General features: G+C 73.2%; 19 protein-coding genes. 10 read left to right on the top strand and 9 right to left on the bottom strand.

What is annotated here, in order from left to right; genetic code table 11:
- Positions 1–530: 530 nt before the first annotated feature.
- Positions 531–905: a thioredoxin gene (gene trxA, locus ACIP64_RS24255; protein WP_319658086.1), complete on the bottom strand. Its 375-nt coding sequence runs from the start codon at positions 903–905 to the stop codon at positions 531–533.
- A gap of 222 nt (positions 906–1,127) precedes the next feature.
- Positions 1,128–1,583, bottom strand: coding sequence for a universal stress protein (locus ACIP64_RS24250; protein WP_401590391.1), 456 nt, complete (start codon positions 1,581–1,583; stop codon positions 1,128–1,130).
- A 212-nt stretch (positions 1,584–1,795) separates the two neighbouring features.
- On the opposite strand from ACIP64_RS24250, the gene valS reads away from it, so the two are divergent.
- The gene (valS, locus tag ACIP64_RS24245) at positions 1,796–4,366 is read left to right on the top strand and encodes a valine--tRNA ligase (protein ID WP_401590388.1); all 2,571 of its coding nucleotides are present in this window, start codon (positions 1,796–1,798) and stop codon (positions 4,364–4,366) included.
- A gap of 39 nt (positions 4,367–4,405) precedes the next feature.
- Here the strand turns inward: valS and ACIP64_RS24240 are convergent, their stop codons facing one another.
- Positions 4,406–5,644, bottom strand: a complete 1,239-nt coding sequence (locus ACIP64_RS24240) for a citrate synthase (RefSeq protein ID WP_401590386.1) — start codon at positions 5,642–5,644, stop codon at positions 4,406–4,408.
- A gap of 101 nt (positions 5,645–5,745) precedes the next feature.
- Here ACIP64_RS24240 and ACIP64_RS24235 point away from each other — a divergent pair, with 101 nt between their 5' ends.
- A complete protein-coding gene (locus ACIP64_RS24235) occupies positions 5,746–6,900 on the top strand; it encodes a citrate synthase (RefSeq protein WP_401590625.1) in 1,155 nt (384 codons plus the stop codon).
- Positions 6,901–7,038: 138 nt separating this feature from the next.
- Positions 7,039–7,464 carry a molybdopterin-binding protein gene (locus ACIP64_RS24230; protein WP_401590383.1) on the top strand — a complete coding sequence of 142 codons (426 nt, stop codon included), beginning with the start codon at positions 7,039–7,041 and terminating at the stop codon, positions 7,462–7,464.
- 3 nt (positions 7,465–7,467) lie between these two features.
- Here ACIP64_RS24230 and ACIP64_RS24225 read toward each other — a convergent pair whose 3' ends face one another.
- The 3 genes from ACIP64_RS24225 to paaK form a co-directional block, all read right to left on the bottom strand.
- Entirely contained in the window at positions 7,468–8,571 is a 1,104-nt protein-coding gene (locus ACIP64_RS24225) for a hypothetical protein (protein WP_401590381.1), read from the bottom strand.
- Positions 8,572–8,593: 22 nt separating this feature from the next.
- Positions 8,594–9,535, bottom strand: a complete 942-nt coding sequence (locus tag ACIP64_RS24220; protein WP_401590378.1) for a lysylphosphatidylglycerol synthase domain-containing protein — start codon at positions 9,533–9,535, stop codon at positions 8,594–8,596.
- Positions 9,536–9,695: 160 nt separating this feature from the next.
- Positions 9,696–10,997, bottom strand: a complete 1,302-nt coding sequence (gene paaK / locus ACIP64_RS24215) for a phenylacetate--CoA ligase PaaK (RefSeq protein WP_401590375.1) — start codon at positions 10,995–10,997, stop codon at positions 9,696–9,698.
- A 251-nt stretch (positions 10,998–11,248) separates the two neighbouring features.
- Here paaK and ACIP64_RS24210 point away from each other — a divergent pair, with 251 nt between their 5' ends.
- From ACIP64_RS24210 to ACIP64_RS24200, 3 genes are all read left to right on the top strand, one after another.
- Positions 11,249–12,202: a zinc-binding alcohol dehydrogenase family protein gene (locus tag ACIP64_RS24210; protein ID WP_401590373.1), complete on the top strand. Its 954-nt coding sequence runs from the start codon at positions 11,249–11,251 to the stop codon at positions 12,200–12,202.
- A 110-nt stretch (positions 12,203–12,312) separates the two neighbouring features.
- The gene (htpX, locus tag ACIP64_RS24205; protein WP_401590370.1) at positions 12,313–13,215 is read left to right on the top strand and encodes a zinc metalloprotease HtpX; all 903 of its coding nucleotides are present in this window, start codon (positions 12,313–12,315) and stop codon (positions 13,213–13,215) included.
- Positions 13,215–13,802 (top strand): hypothetical protein, encoded by a 588-nt coding sequence (locus ACIP64_RS24200; RefSeq protein ID WP_360899936.1) that lies wholly within the window; start codon positions 13,215–13,217, stop codon positions 13,800–13,802. The genes htpX and ACIP64_RS24200 overlap by 1 nt, the downstream gene beginning before the upstream one ends.
- A 9-nt stretch (positions 13,803–13,811) precedes the next feature.
- On the opposite strand, the gene ACIP64_RS24195 is transcribed toward ACIP64_RS24200, so the two are convergent.
- The gene (locus ACIP64_RS24195; protein ID WP_401590367.1) at positions 13,812–15,068 is read right to left on the bottom strand and encodes a phosphodiester glycosidase family protein; all 1,257 of its coding nucleotides are present in this window, start codon (positions 15,066–15,068) and stop codon (positions 13,812–13,814) included.
- 161 nt (positions 15,069–15,229) lie between these two features.
- Positions 15,230–15,643: a PaaI family thioesterase gene (locus ACIP64_RS24190; protein ID WP_401590365.1), complete on the bottom strand. Its 414-nt coding sequence runs from the start codon at positions 15,641–15,643 to the stop codon at positions 15,230–15,232.
- A 153-nt stretch (positions 15,644–15,796) separates the two neighbouring features.
- On the opposite strand from ACIP64_RS24190, the gene ACIP64_RS24185 reads away from it, so the two are divergent.
- The 4 genes from ACIP64_RS24185 (at position 15,797) to ACIP64_RS24170 (ending at position 19,751) form a co-directional block, all read left to right on the top strand.
- Positions 15,797–16,123: a metalloregulator ArsR/SmtB family transcription factor gene (locus ACIP64_RS24185; RefSeq protein WP_360899945.1), complete on the top strand. Its 327-nt coding sequence runs from the start codon at positions 15,797–15,799 to the stop codon at positions 16,121–16,123.
- Positions 16,120–17,001 carry an SRPBCC family protein gene (locus ACIP64_RS24180; protein WP_401590362.1) on the top strand — a complete coding sequence of 294 codons (882 nt, stop codon included), beginning with the start codon at positions 16,120–16,122 and terminating at the stop codon, positions 16,999–17,001. Before ACIP64_RS24185 ends, ACIP64_RS24180 begins: the two co-directional genes overlap by 4 nt.
- A 4-nt stretch (positions 17,002–17,005) precedes the next feature.
- The gene (locus ACIP64_RS24175) at positions 17,006–18,532 is read left to right on the top strand and encodes a fatty acyl-CoA synthetase (protein ID WP_401590359.1); all 1,527 of its coding nucleotides are present in this window, start codon (positions 17,006–17,008) and stop codon (positions 18,530–18,532) included.
- Positions 18,533–18,743: 211 nt separating this feature from the next.
- Positions 18,744–19,751 carry a hypothetical protein gene (locus ACIP64_RS24170; RefSeq protein WP_401590357.1) on the top strand — a complete coding sequence of 336 codons (1,008 nt, stop codon included), beginning with the start codon at positions 18,744–18,746 and terminating at the stop codon, positions 19,749–19,751.
- Between the two features lie 21 nt (positions 19,752–19,772).
- Here the strand turns inward: ACIP64_RS24170 and ACIP64_RS24165 are convergent, their stop codons facing one another.
- Complete coding sequence (locus tag ACIP64_RS24165) at positions 19,773–20,375, bottom strand: TetR/AcrR family transcriptional regulator (RefSeq protein WP_401590354.1); 603 nt, start codon at positions 20,373–20,375, stop codon at positions 19,773–19,775.
- Between the last annotated feature and the right edge of the window lie 64 nt (positions 20,376–20,439).

Here is a 20,439-nt window from a genome sequence, read left to right as displayed (position 1 = left end):
GGTGGTGTGTACCACGCGTCTACCGCGTGTCCGTACCACCTAAGCCGTTCGGCGCACACCGCTCAAGAGCGCCCCGTCGAACGTCCGAGATACGTAAGGTTCGCCCGCGCCAGTGGGCGTTCCCGTGTCCCGGTCATCAACAAGGGTGGACCGCACCCCCGGTCCGCGCATCCGGAGCGGGTATACGTGCAGGTCACAGCGGTGTGCTCGGGATCGCGGCGACGGCCCGCAGGAAGCGGGCCCCACCGGTCCCGGTCACCCGGGCGGCCCGCGCGGTCACGCGTGGTCACTCTCGGTGATCGGTACGGTGGGCCCCGCCTGACGGGGCCGATCCCGGTTTTCCGTGGCCGGAGGGCTCTTCCCCCGGGAAGACGGGGGCGAGAACCGGCCACGTTCCCACGGGGCACGGACAACGCGACAGCGTGGCCGGGCCGGCGGCCGCGGGGAGCGGTCGCCGGCCCAAGGGATCACGGCTGCACGGCCATGGCGCGCCCGCTGTGGGGCGACCATGGCTGACATTCAGTCAGGTGTCAGGACTTCGGGGCGGATTCACCCTCGGCGATGGACTTGCGGACCTCGTCCATGTCCAGCGCGCGGGCCTGCTTGATCAGGTCCTCGAGAGCCGGGGCGGGCAGTGCGCCCGGCTGGGCGAAGACCGCCACCTTGTCGCGGATGATCATCAGGGTCGGGATCGACTGGATCTGGAACGCGGCGGCCAGCTCCTGCTGGGCCTCCGTGTCGACCTTGCCGAAGACCAGGTCGGTGTTCTCCTTCGCCGCGGCCTCGTAGACCGGGGCGAACATCCGGCACGGGCCGCACCAGGACGCCCAGAAGTCGATCAGCACGAAGTCGTTGGCGGAGACGACCTCGTCGAAGTTGTCCTTGGTCAGCTCAACAGTGGCCATGCTTCCCTTACCTGCTTCCGGGGCACCGTCCGTCGGAACCCACTGACCCTAACCGAAGCGGTGAGGCCGCTATTCCGTACGACGCGCCCGCCCCCGCCGCGCGCACGGGCCCGGCAGGTGCAGCGGCCCGCGCCGGCGCGCGCCGGTGGCGGTGCGTACGGCATCCGTCACCACGGGCGAACCCATGGGGCGTGCGGCGGACGCGAGCGGGAAGGGCGAAGCTCAGGGAACGACCGTCACCGGCCAGCGGCCGGCCTTGACCAGGCGCACCGCCACCGACCCGATGATCCGGTGACCCGCCTTCTCGGAGGCGCCGACCACGACCGCGTCGGCCTTGAGGTCGTCCGCCGCCTTGGACAGACCGCTGAAGGCGTCCCCCTGGAAGGTGTGGAACTCCCACCGCACGGCGAAGACCCCGCGCAGCCTCTGCACGGCCTTCTCTATCTCCGCCTTGAGCTCCTCGGCGATCCCGGCGGTGGCCTCCGCGACCGGCGCGCCGAACGCCGCGCCCGTGGCCAGGACCGGCTGGACGTAGACGATCGCCAGCAGCGACCCCTGCCGCCGGGCCAGCCCGGCCGCGTACGCGGCCGCCCGCCACGACGACTCGCTCCCGTCCACCCCGGCCACGATCACCTTCGGGCCGTCGGTGCCCCGTTCGAAGGGCCCTTTGTCGCTCACGTTCCGAGCCTACTGGCGCGGCCGCCGCGCGCGGCGCACAGGGCGCACGGAGTCCCTGGTCGTGGCCAAATGTCCCCCGACCAGGCGCGGCGACGCGGCCCGACCCGCCAGAACTCCGCCGCGCGCTGAGCCCGCGTCAACGGACGGGACCCGCTCGCACGGTCCCAATAATCGTTCGGCACGGCGGAGGGACGTCCCTACGATGAGCGGGCATGACGCACTCGCCCCGTCGGCATCACGACGTCCCTGCCCGGCCCTCTCTCGATGGGCTCGAAGCGACCTGGTCGCGGCGCTGGGACGAGACGGGCGTACACCGCTTCGACCGGTCGCGGCCCCGCGAGGAGATCTTCTCCATCGACACCCCGCCGCCCACGGCCAGCGGCACCCTGCACATCGGTCATGTCTTCTCGTACACCCACACCGACACCGTCGCGCGCTACCGGCGCATGCGCGGGCAGACGGTCTTCTACCCCATGGGGTGGGACGACAACGGCCTGCCCACCGAGCGCCGCGTCCAGAACGTCTACGGCGTCGCCTGCGACCCCTCGCTCCCGTACGACCCCGGCTTCACCCCGCAGGAACGGCCCGGCGCGGGCCGGATCCCGGTCTCCCGGCGGAACTTCATCGAACTGTGCGAACGCCTCACCGCCGAGGACGAGCAGACCTTCGAGGAACTGTGGCGCGGGCTCGGCCTGTCCGTCGACTGGACGCTCACCTACCGGACCGTCGGCGACCGCGCACGCGCCGCGTCCCAGCGCGCCTTCCTGCGCAACCTCGCCCGCGGCGAGGCCTACAGCGCGGAGGCGCCCACGCTCTGGGACACCACCTTCCGCACCGCGGTCGCCCAGGCGGAACTGGAGGACCGCGAACGGCCCGGCGCCTACCACCGGCTGGCCTTCCACCGGCCGGACGGCGGCCGGGTCGTCGTCGCCACCACCCGGCCGGAACTGCTGCCGGCCTGCGTCGCGCTCGTCGCCCACCCCGACGACCCGCGCTACCGCGAGCTGATCGGCACGACCGTCCGCACCCCCGTCCTCGGCGTCGAGGTCCCCGTCCACGCCCACCGGCTCGCCGACCCGGACAAGGGCACCGGCATCGCCATGATCTGCACCTTCGGCGACACCACGGACGTCACCTGGTGGCGCGAACTGCGGCTGCCCACCCGCCCGGTCCTCGGCCGCAACGGGCGCTTCCTGCCGGACCCCCCGCCCGGCCTGGACTCGGGCCGGGCCCGCACGGCGTACGCGGGACTTGCCGGTGCCGGCGCCTTCGCCGCACGGGAACGGCTGCTGGAACTGCTGAGGGAGAGCGGCGACCTGGAGGGCGAGCCCGAACCGGTCGTCCACGCCGTCAAGTTCTACGAGAAGGGCGACCGCCCGCTGGAGATCGTCACGACCCGCCAGTGGTACCTGCGCAACGGCGGCCGCGACGAGGCCGTGCGGGCCGCCCTGCTGGAGCGCGGCCGTGAACTGAGCTGGCACCCGGAGCACATGCGCGTCCGGTACGAGAGCTGGGTCGAGGGCCTCAACGGCGACTGGCTGATCAGCCGCCAGCGCTGGTTCGGCGTCCCGGTCCCCGTCTGGTACCCGCTGGACGCGGCGGGCGAGCCGGTCCACGACAAGCCCCTCGTCCCCGACGAGTCGGCACTGCCCGTCGACCCCGGCACCGACGTCCCCGCCGGCTACCGCGAGGAACAGCGCGGCATGCCCGGAGGCTTCGCCGGCGACCCCGATGTCATGGACACCTGGGCGACCTCCTCGCTCACCCCGCAGATCGCCGCGGGGTGGGGGACGGACGACGAGCTGTTCAACAAGGTCTTCCCGATGGACCTGCGCCCCCAGGCCCACGAGATCATCCGCACCTGGCTGTTCGCCACGGTCCTGCGCGCCCACACCGAGCACGGCACCCTGCCGTGGCGGCACGCCGCGATCTCCGGATGGATCCTGGACCCGGACCGCAAGAAGATGTCCAAGTCCCGCGGCAAGGCGATCACCCCGGGAGACCTGCTGGAGCAGTACGGCTCCGACGCCGTCCGCTACTGGGCGGCCAGCGCCCGCCCCGGCACGGACACCGCCTTCGACACCGGCCAGATGAAGATCGGCCGCCGCCTGGCGATCAAGATCCTCAACGTCGGCCGGTTCGTGCTCACTTCGGGGACGGACGGCTCCGGTACCGCTGACAGCACCGGCGGCGGCACGGACGCCGTCACCGCGCCGCTGGACCGCGCTCTGCTGGCCGCGCTCGCCGACACCGTCCGCGCGGTGACGGACGCCATGGAGGAGTTCGACCACGCCCGGGCCCTGGAATGCGCCGAGACCTTCTTCTGGGACTTCTGCGACGACTACGTCGAACTCGTCAAGGCCCGCGCCTACGCGGGTGACGCCTCCGCGCTCGCCACCCTCGACCTGGCACTCTCCGTCCAGCTCCGGCTCTTCGCGCCCTTCCTGCCCTTCGTCACCGAGGAGGTCTGGTCCTGGTGGCAGGAGGGCTCCGTCCACCGGGCCCCCTGGCCCGACGCGGACGCCCTCGACGCGGCGGCCGCGGACGGCGACCCCCTCGTCCTGGACACCGCGCGTGCGGCTGTCACCGCCGTCCGCCGGGCCAAGTCCGAGGCCCGGCTGTCGATGCGCGCCGACGTCGCGGGGCTCGTCGTGACCGGACCGTCCGCCGCCCTGGCCCGCTTCGCGCTCGTCGCCGACGAGGTCGGCGCGGCCGGACGGGCGGGCTCGGTGGAGCTCGCCCCGCCCTCCGGCGACGCGCTGGGGGTGGAGGTGCGCTTCTAGGGACGCGCCCGGCCCTTCCCGCCATCGGGACGTCACCCGCTACGGCACCGGCCGCGGCGGCCGGGGGCCCACGTAGTGGCCGCTGGGGCGCATGCGCAGGGGGGGTTCCTCGTACTCCTCCAGGGCGTGGGCGATCCAGCCGGCCGTGCGGGCCACCGAGAACACGGTCTCGCCGGCCTCGGGCGGCATGCCGCAAGAGAGGGAGAGCACGGCCAGGGCGAGGTCGACGTTGGCGTGCAGCGGCGTGTCGCGGGACGCGGTGGCGACGACCTCGCGGGCAGCGCCGAGAGCCGGGGCGGCGTGGGGAACCGCCTGGAGCAGGCGGAAGAGCATGACCGCGCGCGGGTCCTCGCGCGGGTAGAGACGGTGGCCCAGCCCCGGGACGCCCCGCCCGGCGCGCAGGTGGTCGGCGACGACGGCGGCCGCGCTGCCCCGCTCCAGCACCTCCGCGAGCATGCGGTGCGCCAGCCCGCTCGCGGCGCCGTGCAGCGGGCCGTCGAGCGCGCCGAGGCCGGCGGAGACCACGGCGTACGGGTGCGCGCGGGCGGAGGCCGCGACGCGCGCGGCGAGGGTCGAGGCGGCCAGGTCGTGGTCGATCAGCAGGACGAGGGCCGCGTCCAGCACCCGGAGTGACGCCTCGTCGGCAGGTCGCGCGGTCAGCCGTGACCACAGCCGCCACGCCGCCCGTCCCTCGCCGCGATGCTCCTGCCCGGCCGCGGGAAGCGCGTCGATCAGGACGGGGATCAGCGTGCGCCCCACGCCGACCACCGCCTCGGGGGCGAGGTCGAACCGCAGCGGGTCGGCGGCCGCCATGGCGATCGCGGCCACCCGCAGCCGGTCCGCCGTTCCGCTGTGCGCGGGCAGCGCGGCCACCGCCGCGCGGGCGGCGGCCAAGGCCTCGGCCGGCGCGGTGAAGCGCGTGCCCGGGGTCATCACCCCCGTCCACAGCCAGTCCGCCGTCTCCTCGAAGCGGTGGCGGTCGGCGAGCGCGGTGGCGTCGACGCCGCGGTAGTAGCAGCGGTCGCCGTCGATGAGCGTGATGCCGGTGCGCACCACGCCGATGCCGTTCCCGGCGTCGTCGCCCGACGGCTGCTGTGCGGGGCGCCGGGTGCGGCGGACCAGTGCGTCGACCTCCCGGGCGTCGAAGGTGCTGCCCCGTCCGTCCGGTGCGCGGCGGCTGCCGAGCAGGCCGCGGCTGACGTAGGCGTACACCGTCTCGGGCTTCACGCCGAGCCGTTCGGCGGCCTGCCGGGTGGTGAGCCGTTCCTCGGTCGTCATGACTCCATCCCATCACATATTGATTCAATCAATATTGACGTGCATTGAATCAATGACAGATGGTCGAGTCACGTTCGAAGGAGGACACCACCGTGACCGTCATGCCCGTCACCCCCGACGTGCCCCGCGTACCCCGCGGACTCAAGGGCGTCGTCGTCACCGAGACCGCGCTCGGGGACGTCCGCGGCACCGAGGGCTTCTACCACTACCGGCAGTACTCGGCCGTCGAACTCGCCCGCGGCCGCACCTTCGAGGACGTCTGGCACCTGATGCTGCTGGGCACGCTCCCCGACGCCGCCGGACGGGCCGCCTTCACCGCCCGCGTCGCGCCGCTGCGCCGGCTGCCACGCGACATCCGGGACGCGCTGCCCGCCATCGCCCGCTCCGGCGCGCTCAGCGGGCCCCTCGCCGGGCTGCGCACCGCGCTCTCACTGCTGGGCGCCGCCGCGGGATTCCGCCCGCTGTACGACATCGACGCCGAACGGCGCCTGGCCGACGCCCTCATTGCGAGCGCCGCCGTGCCGACCCTGCTCACCGCCCTGTACCGGCTCGGGCAGGGCCTGGAACCGGTCGAGCCCCGCGACGACCTGCCCTTCGCGGCCAACTACCTCCACATGCTCACCGGGGAGGAGCCCGACCCGGTCCGCGCACGGGCGATCGAGCGGTACCTGATCTCCACCGTCGACCACGGGTTCAACGCGTCCACCTTCACCGGCCGCGTCATCGCCTCCACCGGGGCCGACCTCGCCGCGTGCCTCGTCGGTGCCGTGGGCGCGCTGTCCGGCCCGCTGCACGGCGGCGCGCCGAGCCGTGCCCTGGACACGCTCGACGCGATCGGCATTCCCGACCGCATCGACCCCTGGATCCGCGAACGCGTCCTGGCCGGCGACCGCATCATGGGCTTCGGCCACCCCGTCTACCGCACGGAGGACCCCCGCTCCCGCATGCTCAAGGAGATCGCCCGCGACTTCGGCGGCCCGCTGGTCGACTTCGCGCTCCAGGTCGAGGCCCGCGTGGAGGCGATCCTCGCCGAGCTCAAGCCGGGCCGCGAGCTGCACACCAATGTCGAGTTCTACGCGGGCGTCGTCATGGAACTGTGCGGGCTGCCGCGGGAGATGTTCACCCCCACCTTCGCCTGCGCCCGCGTCGTCGGCTGGTCGGCGAACATCCTGGAACAGGCGGAGGACAGCAAGATCATCCGTCCGGCCGCGCGCTACGTCGGCCCCGTGCCGCCGCAACCCGTTCCCGCGGTGTAGCGCGACGGCGACTCCGGACCGGGCGCGCGCCCCCGGCACACCGCCGCCCGGGGCGTGCGCCCCCGGCACACCGCCGCCCGGGGCGTGCGCGCGGGTCGTTCCCCGCGGCGGGCGCCGGGCGGGCTTACGGTGCGGCACATGGCTCTGAGCATCCGCAACCAGATCGCCGGGAAGGCCGAGTCGGTGGTCACCGGCGAGGTCATGGCCGTGGTCACCGTCCACCTCGACGGCGGCGGCCCGGCCTTCACCGCAGCCGTGACCGCCGAGGCCGTCCGTGAACTCGGCATCATCCCCGGCGGCGGGGTGACCGTCCTGATCAAGGCCACCGAGATCTCCCTCGCCACACCACCGCTCCCCGGCGGCCTGACGATCCGCAACCGCGTCCCCGGCACCGTGACCGCGGTGACGGAGGGTCAGGCGATGGCGACGGTGCGGCTGGCGTTCGCCGGGGGCCGCGAACTCACCGCCGTGATCACCCGCGAGGCCCTCGACGAACTCCGGCTCGCCGAGGGCTCCGAGGTCGTCGCTCTGGTGAAGTCGACCGACGTCGCCCTGTCCACGTAGCGACTACTTCACGGCACCCGGAGGGCCGGCCGGCCTGCGGTCGACCGGAGTGATCGGCATCACCGTCTCCTCCAGAGTGCGGCGCGGACCGGACCAGGGCGCCGGGACCGCGTCGAGGAGATGCGCGAAGCGGTAGGCGAGGTCCTCGTAGTTCACCCGCCAGCCGCGGAAGTGCGGCCAGGCCTCCTCCGGGGTGCGCTCCAGCGGATAGCCGTTCGCGGCGGCGTGCGCGACGGCCGCCGCGAAGTCCTCGTACGTGAGCCGGATCGTCGCATCCGGGGAGGGGTCCTGTTCGTACGGGATCCGCCAGATGTCGGCGATGTCGCGCAGGCACACGAAACCCGCCCGCAGGGCCAGCCGTGCCTCGGCCTGCGGGCGGCCGGGGTTCAGGGCGAGCTGCATGGCGGCGGCGTCCATCACCGCGAGGAGGGCGACCAGCCAGTTGCGGTTGGACTGCGGCGAGCGGAAGCGGCTCAGCACTATGTAACTGGTGTGGCTCTCGCTCACCTCGGCCGCCCACCGCTCCCAGTTGCGGAACATGTCGGCCAGGCTGTCGGTCACACCGATCTGGGCGTAGCGCGCCAAGATCTCCGGCCCCCACGGCGGGCTGCCCGCCCGGGCCTGCAGCAGGGTCACCTCGGCCTCGCGGCGGGAGTACGCGGCGTACAGCGTCGGCAGGTAACCGATCTGCAGACCGATGGTGATCGGACCGGTCGCGGCGGCGCAGAAGTCGATGACGGTCAGGTCGACATGGCGGCTGCTGGCGAAGCCGAGCGTGAACAGCGAGGAGCCGGCCTCCCGCAGCGCGTCCAAGGCGCCGAGGTCGCTCACCGCCGCCTGCAGCAACGCGTACCCGAGCCAGAACGCGACCAGCCAGCTGATCAGGTTGAACAGGATGGACACCGCCGCCACCGGGGCGAGCACGCGGTCCTTGTTCTCCGGCGTGCGGCAGCGGTCGGCGACGAACTGGAAGGGGAAGTGCACCATGGCGTGCACGCTCCGGGTGAAGCCGGATCTTGTCGGCCGGGGGATGACCAGCGTGCGCAGGACGGAGGAGAACGTCCCCCCGACGATCAGCGCACCGAGCAGGCCGTACAGGACACGCACTGGTCTTCCTTCCGGGAACGGATCACAGCACCCGGCGGCGGACCAGGGCCGCGAGCACCAGAACACCGGGGAGCAACGGCAACCATACGGTGACGATCCGGTACGCGAGCACCGCGGAGGTCGCCGCCACTCCGGTCGCCCCGGCCGTGACCAGTGCCAGGGCCAGCGCGACGTCCAGCGAGCCGAGTCCGCCCGGCGTCGGCAGCAGCGCGGCGGCCGCGCTCCCCGCCAGGTACGCCAGGGCGACGTGCCCGGCCGGTACCGGCGCGTGCAGGGCCCGGACGACCGCGACGAGCACCGCCGCGTGCATTACGGGGAAGGCCAGGGAGCCGGTCCACAGTGCCGCCGCGCGCGAGGAACTGCCGTGCACGGCGCGTACGTCGGAGACGACCGTGCCGAGGAAGGAGGTGACCGGGCGCCGGATCGGGCGGACCGACAGCAGGACCACGAGCGCGGCGAACAGTGCGGCCCCGGCCGCCAGGGCGAGCCCGCGGTGCGCCTGGGGCGGGGCCACCCGGTGCAGGTCGAGCGCATGCGGGAAGACCGCCAGCAACACCGCGAGCAACGCCACCCGCACCACGCAGGCCGCCATCGCCCGTACCGCGAGCGCCGCCGCGCAGCGGCTGGGGGACAGGCCGCAGCGCAGCAGGAACCGCAGGTTGACCGCGTTGCCGCCGACACCGGCCGGCAGAATGTGGTTGACCGCCGAGGCCGCGAACTGCGTGGCCAGCAGCCGTCCCGCCGGGAGCTGTTCGAGCACGGCGCCCTGCTGCGCGGCGGCCGAGCAGACCCAGGCCAGCAGGGTCGCCGCACCGGCGGCGAGCAGCCACTCGCCGTCCGCGGAGCCCAGCCGGTCGGTGCCGGCGTCGACGGTCGGCCACTGGTGCAGCACGACGGCGGCGACCAGCAGCAGCGGTGCCACGGCGAGGATCTGACGCAGTGGGACGCGCCGCAGCATGGTCATCGCCCTTCCGGTTGGCGCGGTCGCCCGCGTCGCCGTGAGGCGCCCCCCTCGCCCTGCCCCGGCCGTACCTGTGCCCGACCATACGTGGCCGGGACCCGTACTGCTCAGCGGCCGTGCCGATGACATGGGCGGCGATGACCCACCTGCGTCGTGCCGCGAGCTACCTCGGGCGCTCGTCCACGACGCGGCGTATCTTCCCGACGGACCGCTCCAAGGTCTCGGGATCGGTGATCTCCACGGCCACCGTGACGCCGACGGCCTCCTTCACGCCGCGCCCGATGGCCTCGGCCGCCGCCGCGCGCGCCTGCGCGCCGGCATCGGGGCGGGCCTCGGCGCGCACGGTGAGTTCGTCGAGCCGTCCGGTGCGCGTCAGACGCAACTGGAAGTGCGGCGCGACTCCTTCCGTGCGCAGCACGATCTCCTCGACCTGGGTGGGGAAGAGGTTGACACCGCGCAGGATGATCATGTCGTCGCAGCGCCCGGTGATCCTCTCCATCCGCCGGAAGGCGGGCCGGGCCGTACCCGGCAGCAGCCGGGTGAGGTCGCGGGTGCGGTAGCGGATGATCGGCATGGCCTCCTTGGTGAGCGAGGTGAAGACCAGTTCGCCGCTGCCGCCGGCGGGCATGACCTCGTCGGTGACGGGGTCCACGATCTCCGGGAGGAAGTGGTCCTCCCAGATGTGCAGGCCGTCCTTGGTCTCCACGCACTCCTGCGCCACGCCGGGGCCGATCACCTCCGACAGGCCGTAGATGTCCACGGCGTCGATCCCGGCGCGCTCCTCGATCTCCTCGCGCATCGCCTCCGTCCACGGCTCGGCGCCGAAGACGCCGACGCGCAGCGAGGTGGAGCGCGGGTCGACGCCCTGGCGCTCGAACTCGTCGAGCAGGGTGAGCATGTAGGACGGCGTCACCATGATGATCTCGGGGCGCAGGTCCTGGATGAGCCGCACCTGCCGCGCGGTCATGCCGCCGGAGGCCGGGACGACGGTGCACCCGAGCCGCTCCGCCCCGTAGTGCGCCCCGAGGCCGCCGGTGAACAGGCCGTACCCGTAGGCGATGTGGACCTTGTCGCCCGGCCGGGCGCCGGCGGCCCGCAGGGACCGGGCCACCACGTCGGACCAGGTCTCCAGGTCGCGCTCGGTGTACCCGACGACGGTCGGCAGGCCGGTGGTGCCGCTGGACGCGTGGATGCGGCGGATGCGCGACTCCGGGACCGCGAACATGCCGTACGGGTACTGGTCGCGCAGGTCGGCCTTCGTGGTGAAGGGGAAGCGGTCCAGGTCCGCCAGGGTCCGGCAGTCCTCGGGGCGGACGCCGGCCTTGTCGAACGACGACCGGTAGAACGCCACGTTGTCGTACGCGTGCCGCAGGGTGCCCTGCAGACGCCGCAGTTGCACGGCCTCCAGCTCCTGCCGGGTCATCCGTTCGGCCGCGTCGCGGAACCCCTCGCCCACGGTGTCCATGGCCCCCACCCTTCCCAACCGATCGTTCGGTAGCCTCTGGCGGGACCAGTAATCCATCATCCGACCTGCGCGTCAAGACACCTGCCGGCCGCCTGTGGACAACCGCGCGGACAGCCTGCGGCGGCGCGGCTCCGGCACGGCCGCGCGGCGTGTCCCCGCGGCCCCGCCGTCGGACATACCGACTGGTCGGTGTTACGGGATATCGTGACCCCGGACGACACGACGTACGTACGCAAGCGGAGGGAGTCGCGGTGCGCGCGATCCAGATCACCGAGTTCGGCGGGCCGGAGGTGCTGCGGCAGGTGGAGCTGCCCGACCCCGTGCCCGGACCCGGACAGCTCCTGGTCGAGGTCGGCTCGGCGGGCGTCAACTACGCCGACACCCACATGGTCGAGAACTCCTACCTCTCCAAGGCCGTCCTCCCGCTGGTCCCCGGAGGCGAGGTCGCCGGCCGCACCCCCGACGGCCGCCGCGTGGTCGCCCTCACCGACAACGGCGGCTACGCCGAGAAGGCCGTCGTCGAGGAGTACCTCGCCCACGACATCCCCGACGGCGTCACCGACACGCAGGCGCTCGCCCTGGTCGTCCAGGGGCTCACCGCCTGGCACCTGCTGCGCACCTCCGCCCGGATCGCCGAGGGCGAGTCCGTCGTCGTGCACGCGGCCGCGGGCGGCACCGGCTCGCTCGCCGTCCAGCTCGCCAAGGAGTTCGGCGCGGGCCGGGTCATCGCCACCGCCTCGTCCAAGGAGAAGCGCGACCTGGCCCTCGAACTCGGCGCCGACGTCGCCCTGGACGGCAGCCCCGAGGGCCTCAAGGAGCGACTGACCGAGGCCAACGGCGGCAAGAAGGTCGACATCGTCCTGGAGATGACCGGCGGCCCCGTCTTCGACGCCTCCCTCGCCGCGCTGGCGCCCTTCGGCCGCATGGTCACCTACGGCCTCGCCTCCCGGGTCCCGCCCACGCCCGTGCAGGCCGCCCAGCTCATGGGCCGGTCGCGCGCGGTCGTCGGCTTCTGGCTGATGCACTGCGTCGGCCGCCCCGGCATGTACCGCGAGCCCATGGCGGAGCTGATGGCGATGACCGCCGAGGGCCGGCTGCGGCCGCAAGAAGGCGGCGTCTACCCGCTCTCCGAGGCCGCCCGGGCACACGAGGACCTGCGGGCCCGGCGTACTTACGGCAAGCTGACGCTCGACGCGGCACGCTGATCCCGTACTCCGGCCGCGCCGTCGCGACCCCGCCGTTCGTGCCTCTGCGGAGGCACAATCGAAGCGGAGCACGACGCCGCGGCCGGCGGCCCGAGAACACGGGAGGGGCCATGGACAGGACCCGTTTCGCCCCCGACAAGGGGCTGACCACACGCATGGTGGTCACCATGTTCATGATCGGGCTGCTCTACGTGGTCTTCGTCGGCGCGCTCCTGGCCCTGCTGCGCGGCGCCTGGCCGCTGATCCTGATCGTCGCAGGCGGCCTGTTCATCGCCCAGTTCTGGTTCAGCGACCGGATCGCCGCCTTCAGCATGGGCGCCCGTGAGGTGACCCCCGAGCAGGCACCCGAGCTGCACGGCGTCGTGGACCGCATCTGCGCCCTGGCCGACATGCCCAAACCGCGGGTCGCGATCGCCCAGAGCGACGTGCCCAACGCCTTCGCCACCGGACGCAACGAGAAGGCCGCCCTGGTGTGCGCCACCACCGGCCTGCTGCGCCGCCTGGAGCCCGACGAGCTGGAGGGCGTCATCGCCCACGAGCTCTCCCACGTGGCCCACCGCGACGTCGCGGTGATGACCATCGCCTCGTTCCTGGGGGTACTCGCCGGCATGATCACCCGCATCGGGCTGTGGGGCGGTCTCGGCCGCAACAGCCGCGACCCCGGCACCACCATCGTCGTCATCCTGATACCGCTGGTCAGCGCCATTGTGTACGCGGTCAGCTTCCTCCTCACCAGGATGCTGTCGCGCTACCGCGAGCTGTCCGCCGACCGCTCCGCCGCGATGCTCACCGGGCGCCCCTCCTCGCTCGCGTCCGCGCTCACCAAGGTCACCGGCCAGATGGCGCGGATCCCGACGGAGGACCTGCGCAAGGCCGAGCCGTTCAACGCCTTCTACTTCGCCCCCGCGTTCGCGGGCGGGCAGAGCCTGGCGCAGCTGCTGTCCACGCACCCCACCCTGGAACAGCGCCTCGCGCAGCTGGGCCGGATCTCCGCCGAACTCGGGCGGCGCTGATGGGGCTGTTCGACGCGCTCCTCGGCCGCAGCAAGCCCGTCAAGCCCGACCTGGACCAGCTCTTCGGGCTGCCCTCGGCCGCCGTGACCCTGGAGGCCGGCGCCGGGTTCCGGCCCACCGGGGTCGGCTCGGTGTGCTTCGCCGCCGTCGAGGGCGGCGCCTTCGCGGAGGTCCAGCAGGACGTCCGCGCACTGCTGGACCTCGACACCGGACAGGGCGGCGTCCCCGTGGAATCCACCCGGGACGCGTACGGCTACACCTGGCTCGTGGCACGCCATCCCGCGGACGACATGCCGACCCTGGTGGGCGATCTGCACGCCGTCAACTCAGCCCTGGAAAGCCATGGCTTCGGGCCGCAACTGCTCTGCTCCCTGGCCGGCTTCCGCGACGACTCCGGCCGCTCGCTCGCGCTGGTCTACCTCTACAAGCGCGGCACGTTCTATCCGCTGGCCGTCCGGCCCGGCGAGCAGAAGCGCGACAACGCGCTGGAGTTGCAGGTGGCCGGCCTCCTGAAGAACGACCTCCGCGTCGAGGAGGACCTCACCCGCTGGTTCCCCCTGTGGGGTGCCCCCGGCATGGGGGACTGAGGCTCCGCTTCACTTGCCTTCTCCGCCGCCGTGGGTCCTGAACACGCCGATGCCGTTGGCGACCGCGCGTTCGACGCCACCCGTGGGGTGGTTGCGGACGGTGACGCGGGGGGCGCCGGGGGCGCGGGTGACCAGGGTGGAGGAGCCGCCGCCGTCGAGGTTGACGGCGGAGTCGCAACCCAGCGCGTACATCAGGCCGGCCAGTTCACGTACCGTCAGCCCCGCGCCGCTCTCGGCGTTGCCGTCCAGGGCCATCAGGTACAGGGTCTGCCCGCCGTCGCCGAAGCCCGCGGCGGTGCGGGTCGCCGCGGTGCCGTTCTCCAGGCCCGCCAGCGGGGTGCGGTCGCGCAGGATCGGGTAGCCCCCGACGGCGAAGCGCAGGTCGCCGCGCTGGGAGACGGGCAGCAGCCGACTCTGCACGACCACCGGACGGCCGGGCGCGAGCGTGCGCAGGAAGCGCGCGCCGCCCTCGCGGCCGAGCAGGACGACCGTCCCCGGGGGAATGCGGCCGCGGCCCGCGGAGCCGCTCGTCTTGACGACCCGGCCGTTGCGGACGGTCACTTCGTACGTGGGTCTTCCGCACGGATCGGCGCGGCGGAGGTCGCTGCCGCAGACCGCGCGGCGCCGGGAGGCGGAGCCCCAGTCGGCGGTGTACGCGCCCACGCCGTTCTGCGGCAGCGCGTACTGGTTGAAGCCGCGCAGCGCGACGGTGCTCCGGCCGGAGCGCACCGTGCCCGTGAGACGGAGCCGGTCGAGGCGTGCCCTGCGGTCGGAGCCGATGCCGAGGACGTTCTCGGTGGAGGTGCCGGGGGGCAGCGAGGGGCCGAAGCGCTGACTCGACGGCACTGCCGCCTTGAGCTGCCGGCCGTGCGCGATCGCCGGGCCGACGGGGGCGCCCGTCGCCGGGACGCCTCGGTGCTGGGTCTCGCTCATGTGGAAGAAGTCCGCGTTGATCCCGCCCACGGCATGCGCCGTGTTGGCCAGCCGGGACACCGTGCCGCGGCCCGTGACGGTACCCGGGTAGAGCAGGTCGACGGAGAGGTCCCGGCGGCGCAGGTCCACCGTCAGCAGGTGGCCGTGGGCCGTGCCGTGGGAGCCCGCGTAGTCGAACCTCCGGTAGTCCACGCCCGGCGCGAGCGCCGTGCGTGCCGCGTAGCGCACGCCCTTGCCGGTCTTCGCGACCGCGCCGCCCGTGCCCGCCAGGAGCGTGCCCAGCGCCAGGACCACGGTGATCGCCGGGCGTGCCCGGCCCCAACGTCGGCTCATCGTCACCCCAGCTGAACGCCGTTCATCTGATGTCTGATGGGAGGTCAATCGTTTCCCGTGCAGGGCACGGTGCCCGTGCACCACGCCGCGCGCGGGCGAAATCGCGGCTCCGCACGGCGAGGACGGGTGAAGAACCGCCCCGCGTCCGGACCGTCGGCGGGTCAGCCGGGGAAGGCGTACACGGTGGTCGCGTGGGCCGCGGGCTCCTCCGCGCCCTCCGGCGTCATCTCGACGTCGATGAAGCCCAGGCGCCGGCCCAGCTTGGTGACGCGGGCGGTGACGAGGACGTCCGTGCCCGTGACGGCGCGCTGAAAGGTCGTGGACTGCTGAACGGTCGTCATGGGGCCGAAACCGCCTCGCGCGGCGGACACGGCGATCACGGTCGCGGTGTCGGCGGCCGCCATCAGGGCCTGGCCGGACAGGGCGCCGCCCTCGCGGGCCAGCCGGTCGGACCACGGCAGCCGCAGGATCGCGTGGCGTTCACCGGTCTCCTCGACCGTCAGGCCCAGATCCCGTACCCAGGGAGCGAAGTTGTCGGCCAGTACCTTGTCCGCCTCGGCGGTGGTGATCGTCACGCGCGACATTCTTCCGTTCACATCACGTCACCACCAGAGCGCGTGCGGTCGTCCTCGCGCGCTGCGCGCCCTCCCCTGTGCATCCGACGGGAGGTTTGCCCGTGAGCCCTACATGCCGTTGCGCGTATATAGCTGTAGGTGTATGTTCGAGACGTGTCCATTCCCTTTGACGTGCTCGCGGAACCCACCCGGCGGCGGATCCTGGACCTGCTGCTGGAGCGCCCACGGCTGGTCGGCGAACTCACCGAGCGGCTGGGGCTGAGCCAGCCCGGCACCTCCAAGCACCTGAGGGTGCTGCGCGAGGCCGGCCTGGTGCGGGTGCGCGCCGAGGCCCAGCGCCGGTGGTACGAACTGCGTCCCGAGCCGCTGCGCGAGGTCGACGCCTGGCTCACCCCCTACCGCAGGTTGTGGGGGGACGGACTCGACGCACTGGAGCGGCACTTGGACGCCATGCCGGACGAGACGGAGGAACCCCGATGACCGGTGAGCCCACCGAGACCCTGACCACCGCTCCGGACGGCCGCACCGCCCTGCGCCTGGTGCGCAGGCTCGCCCACCCGCCGGAGAAGGTCTGGCGGGCCCTGACCGAACCCGGGCATCTCGCGCACTGGTTCCCCTCCGACGTCGAGCTTGAGCTGCGGCCCGGCGGCAAGGTGCGTTTCGTCTTCCGGCACGGCGAGATGCCCGCTCTCGACGGCGAGGTCACCGAGGTCGACCCGCCCCGCGTGCTCGCCTACACCTGGGGCGGCGACCTGCTGCGCTGGGAGGTGGAACCCGCGGCCACCGGGTCCGTGCTCACCCTCACCCACACCTTCGCCGACCGCCCGGGCGCGGCGAGCTTCGCCTCCGGCTGGAACACCTGCATCGCGGGCATCGACCCCGCGCTGGACGGCCGCCCCGCGCCCCCGCCCGGCGACATCAACGCCGCGCACGAGCACTTCGTCGGCGAGTTCGGCCTGGACAGGGGAACCGCCTCCGGCGACGGGGAGGGCTGGCGGGTGCGCTTCGAACGGCAACTCACCCAGCCCGCCGCGACGGTCTGGCGGACCCTGCTCGGCGAGGCCGCCGCCCCCGAGGCCGGCGGCACCGTGCCGAGCGGCTTCGCGACCGGGGAGTTCCGCGCGGGCCCGGTGGCCGAGGTGCGGCCTCCCGTCCTGCTGGCGTACGCCTGGGACCAGGACGGCCGGCACGGCGGCACAGTGCGCTGGGAGCTGACCGAGGGCACCGGCCACGGGGCACGGCTGATCCTCACCCACACCGGCTCGGCCGAGGCCGCCGGCCGGCGCCCGGCTGCCCTCGACGCCTGGCACGACCATGTCGAGGATCTCGCCAGGAGCCTCGCGCGAATGCCACGCTGACGCCATGGTGGCGACGACGCACGGCAACACGGTCGACGGAGTCCTGCGGCGCAGCGCGCGCCGCGTGCCCGAGCGGACGGCGGTGCGCTTCGCCGACCGCGCCTGGACGTACCGCGAACTGGACGACGCGGTCTCCGCGGCCGCGGCCGTGCTCCTCTCCGAGGGACTGCGGCCGGGTGACCGCGTCGCCGCCTACGGCCACAACTCGGACGCCTACCTCGTCGCCTTCCTCGGCTGCGCGCGGGCCGGGCTGGTGCACGTCCCCGTCAACCACCACCTTGAGGGCGAGGAACTGCGCTATCTCGTCGAGCAGTCCGGCAGCGCCCTCGTCCTCGCCGACCCGGCGCTCGCCGGGCGGCTGCCGGCGGGCGTGCGCACCTTGGCGCTGCGCGACACCGAGGAGAGCCTGCTCGCCCGGCTGGCGGCCGCGGAACCCGCGGACGACCTGACGCCGCCCCGCGGTGAGGACCTCGTCCAGTTGCTCTACACCTCGGGCACCACGGCCCTCCCCAAGGGCGCGATGATGACGCATCGCGCCCTTGTGCACGAATACGTCAGCGCCATGGTCGCGCTGGACCTGAAGGAGACCGACCGGCCGCTGCACTCGCTGCCGCTGTACCACTCGGCGCAGATGCACGTCTTCCTGCTGCCCTACCTGGCGGTCGGCGCGGAGAACACCATTGTCGCGGCCCCCGACCCTGTCACGGTCTTCGGCGAGGTGGAGGCCGGCCGGGTGGACAGCCTCTTTGCGCCGCCCACGGTGTGGATCGCGCTCGCCAACCACCCGCATTTCGCCACCCGCGACCTGGGCGCGCTGCGCAAGGCGTACTACGGAGCGTCGATCATGCCCGTCCCCGTGCTGGAGCGGCTGCGCGGACGGCTGCCCGGACTGGCCGTCTACAACTGCTTCGGGCAGAGCGAGATCGGGCCGCTGGCCACCGTGCTCGGACCGGACGAGCACGAGGGCCGCATGGACTCCTGCGGCCGGCCGGTGCTGTTCGTGGAGGCGAAGGTCGTGGACGAGTCGGGCAAGGAGGTTCCCGACGGGACCCCCGGCGAGGTCGTCTACCGTTCCCCGCAGTTGTGCGAGGGCTACTGGGACAAGCCCGAGGAGACCGCGGAGGCCTTCCGGGACGGCTGGTTCCACTCCGGTGACCTGGTGGTGCGTGACGCGGAGGGCTTCTTCACCGTCGTGGACCGGGTGAAGGACGTCATCAACTCCGGTGGAGTGGTGGTGGCGTCACGGCAGGTGGAGGACGCGCTGTACGGCCACCCGGCGGTGGCCGAGGTGGCGGTCGTCGGGCTCCCGGACGAGCGGTGGATCGAGGCGATCACCGCCTTTGTCGTCGTGCGCGAGCAGGTGGTCGTCACCGAGCAGGAGCTGATCGCCTTCGCCCGGGAACGGCTCGCCGGCTTCACGACCCCCAAGCGCGTGGTGCTCGTGGACGGGCTGCCGCGCAACGCCAGCGGCAAGATCCTCAAGCGGGAGCTGCGCGACCGTTACGCGTCCGAACCGGCCGCGGAGGCGTAGGACGCCGCCTCCTCACGGACCTCGATCCCGCGGCGCACCGCCGCGTCCTCACCCGGCCACCACACGGCCGGGCGCACGGCCACGTCACCTGCAACCGACCTGCCCGGAGACGAAGGGTGTAACTTACTAGTGGTAGGTTACGAAAGGTAGGTTGTACGTCTTCTGGGAGTGGACTGATGATCTCTGTGTTCCTCGGCTCCGGAGCCGACGCGTGAAGCGGGTACTCGTGGTGGGCGGCTACGGAGTCGTCGGCCAATGGGTCGTGCGGCTGCTTCGGACCGCATGGGGCGACCTGGACGTGGTGATCGGCGGCCGCCGGCCCGAGGCGGGTGCGGCGCTGGCCGAGGAGTACGGCGCACGCCTCGCGCACACCGACACGGTCGACGCGGAGGCCGGACTCGCCGCCCTGGGGCCGGTCGACCTGGTGGTGGCCGCGGTGCAGGACCCGGACGACGCTCTGCTGCGGGCCTCGCTGCGGGCGGGCTCCGCGCACATCGGCATCGTCCGCAAGGTGGACAAGCTCGGCCCGACCGCGATCATTGCGGCTGATCTCGCGCAGCGCGCCGCCGTCGTCATGGGCCACTGGCAGGCCGGTGCCGCGACCTTCGCGGCGCTGACGACGGCGCGCGAGTTCCAGCGCGTCGAACGGGTGGAGCTCGCCGGCCTGTTCGACCCGGCGGACTCCGCCGGGCAGATGTCGGCCGACGACAGCGGAACGTTCTTCGCGAGGGCCCTGGTCCGCAGCGACGGCCGGTGGCGGCATCTCGCCGAGGGCGAGGGCGTCCGTACGGTCGACAGGGGAGATCCGCCGCCGTTCGCGGCGCAGCCGATGGGTGTGCTGGACGTTCCCGCGGTCGCGGCCGCCACCGGCGCCGCTCACGTGCGTTTCGACATCGGCACCGGTGACTCGCTGGGGACCCTGGCCGGTCTGCCGGCCTCGCACGAGATCTATGCCGACCTGTGGGGGCTGGACCGGCAGGGTCTGCCACTGGCCCGGCGGACGGTCGTGAGCGACCCGCGGGGGCAGGCCCATCTCACCGCGGCCGGCGCGGTGATCGGCGTCGAGCGCGTGCTGGGACTGGACGGCGGGACGCCGCCGCCCGCGGGGCTTGTCACGGCGGAGGGCCTGATCGACGCGGGCCGGGCCGTCGACCGGCTGCGGCAGTTCGGCGTCTCCGTGATGACCGGCCCGCTCGCCGCGCCGCACACGGGCTCCTGACCGAGTTCCTGTCGGAGCCGGTCAGGCGGAGCGCGGTCGCGGCGGAGGGCCGGCCGACGTGCCCAGCATGATGCGGCTGATCGCCCGGATCGCCGATGCGCGGTCCAGGCGCCCGTCGGCGACCTCGCGGGCGAGGACTTCGCAGGCGCCGACCACGCCCAGCATGACCGGACGGCTGTCGTCCTCCCCGGCGGGCCCGAAGCGCTCGAAGGCGTCGAGGACGATGGCCGCGTAGCGCTCGCGCGCCGTGCGGAGCAGGGTCTCGGTCCCCGCGATGGAGCCGAGGGCGGCCGTGACGGTGCCGAACTCCCTGCCCGCATTGAGCGCGCAGTCGACGTACGCCTCGGCGAGGACCGCGACCGCTTCCTCCAGACTGTCCGCTCGTGCGTCGAGTGCCGCGCGGGCGGACTGGACCTGGAGGTCGTCCATACGGTGGTAGAGCGCCGTGAGCAGGCCGGTGCGTGTCTCGAAGTGCTCGTAGACGACGGGCTTCGTGACGCCGGCCCGCTCGGCCACTCGGGCGAGCGTCAGAGCGCCCGCCCCCTCCGTGCCGGCCATCGCCGCCGCCGTGTCGAGCAACTGGAGGCGTCGTTCGTCGTGCGACATCCGACGCCTGGTCACCATGGTCTCCGTCCCCTCAAGCTACCGACAGTAGCTTAGACCGTGTCCTCTGGAGCGGGGCGGACGA

This window comes from Streptomyces sp. NPDC088733, assembly GCF_044751185.1.
Lineage (GTDB): Bacteria > Actinomycetota > Actinomycetes > Streptomycetales > Streptomycetaceae > Actinacidiphila.
The sequence above is the reverse complement of the archived record's forward strand: the minus strand, read 5'-3'. Positions and strand labels throughout refer to the sequence as shown.

Excerpts from the sequence above, each read along its gene's own strand:
- ACIP64_RS24235 (WP_401590625.1), top strand. The coding sequence starts at position 5,746 with ATGCCCGTCACCCCCGACGTGCCCCGCGTACCCCGCGGACTCAAGGGC.
- htpX (WP_401590370.1), top strand. The coding sequence starts at position 12,313 with ATGGACAGGACCCGTTTCGCCCCCGACAAGGGGCTGACCACACGCATG.
- valS (WP_401590388.1), top strand. The coding sequence starts at position 1,796 with ATGACGCACTCGCCCCGTCGGCATCACGACGTCCCTGCCCGGCCCTCT.
- ACIP64_RS24175 (WP_401590359.1), top strand. The coding sequence starts at position 17,006 with ATGGTGGCGACGACGCACGGCAACACGGTCGACGGAGTCCTGCGGCGC.
- ACIP64_RS24195 (WP_401590367.1), bottom strand. The coding sequence starts at position 15,068 with ATGAGCCGACGTTGGGGCCGGGCACGCCCGGCGATCACCGTGGTCCTG.
- paaK (WP_401590375.1), bottom strand. The coding sequence starts at position 10,997 with ATGGACACCGTGGGCGAGGGGTTCCGCGACGCGGCCGAACGGATGACC.
- ACIP64_RS24220 (WP_401590378.1), bottom strand. The coding sequence starts at position 9,535 with ATGACCATGCTGCGGCGCGTCCCACTGCGTCAGATCCTCGCCGTGGCA.
- ACIP64_RS24230 (WP_401590383.1), top strand. The coding sequence starts at position 7,039 with ATGGCTCTGAGCATCCGCAACCAGATCGCCGGGAAGGCCGAGTCGGTG.
- trxA (WP_319658086.1), bottom strand. The coding sequence starts at position 905 with ATGGCCACTGTTGAGCTGACCAAGGACAACTTCGACGAGGTCGTCTCC.
- ACIP64_RS24200 (WP_360899936.1), top strand. The coding sequence starts at position 13,215 with ATGGGGCTGTTCGACGCGCTCCTCGGCCGCAGCAAGCCCGTCAAGCCC.
- ACIP64_RS24180 (WP_401590362.1), top strand. The coding sequence starts at position 16,120 with ATGACCGGTGAGCCCACCGAGACCCTGACCACCGCTCCGGACGGCCGC.
- ACIP64_RS24165 (WP_401590354.1), bottom strand. The coding sequence starts at position 20,375 with ATGGTGACCAGGCGTCGGATGTCGCACGACGAACGACGCCTCCAGTTG.
- ACIP64_RS24240 (WP_401590386.1), bottom strand. The coding sequence starts at position 5,644 with ATGACGACCGAGGAACGGCTCACCACCCGGCAGGCCGCCGAACGGCTC.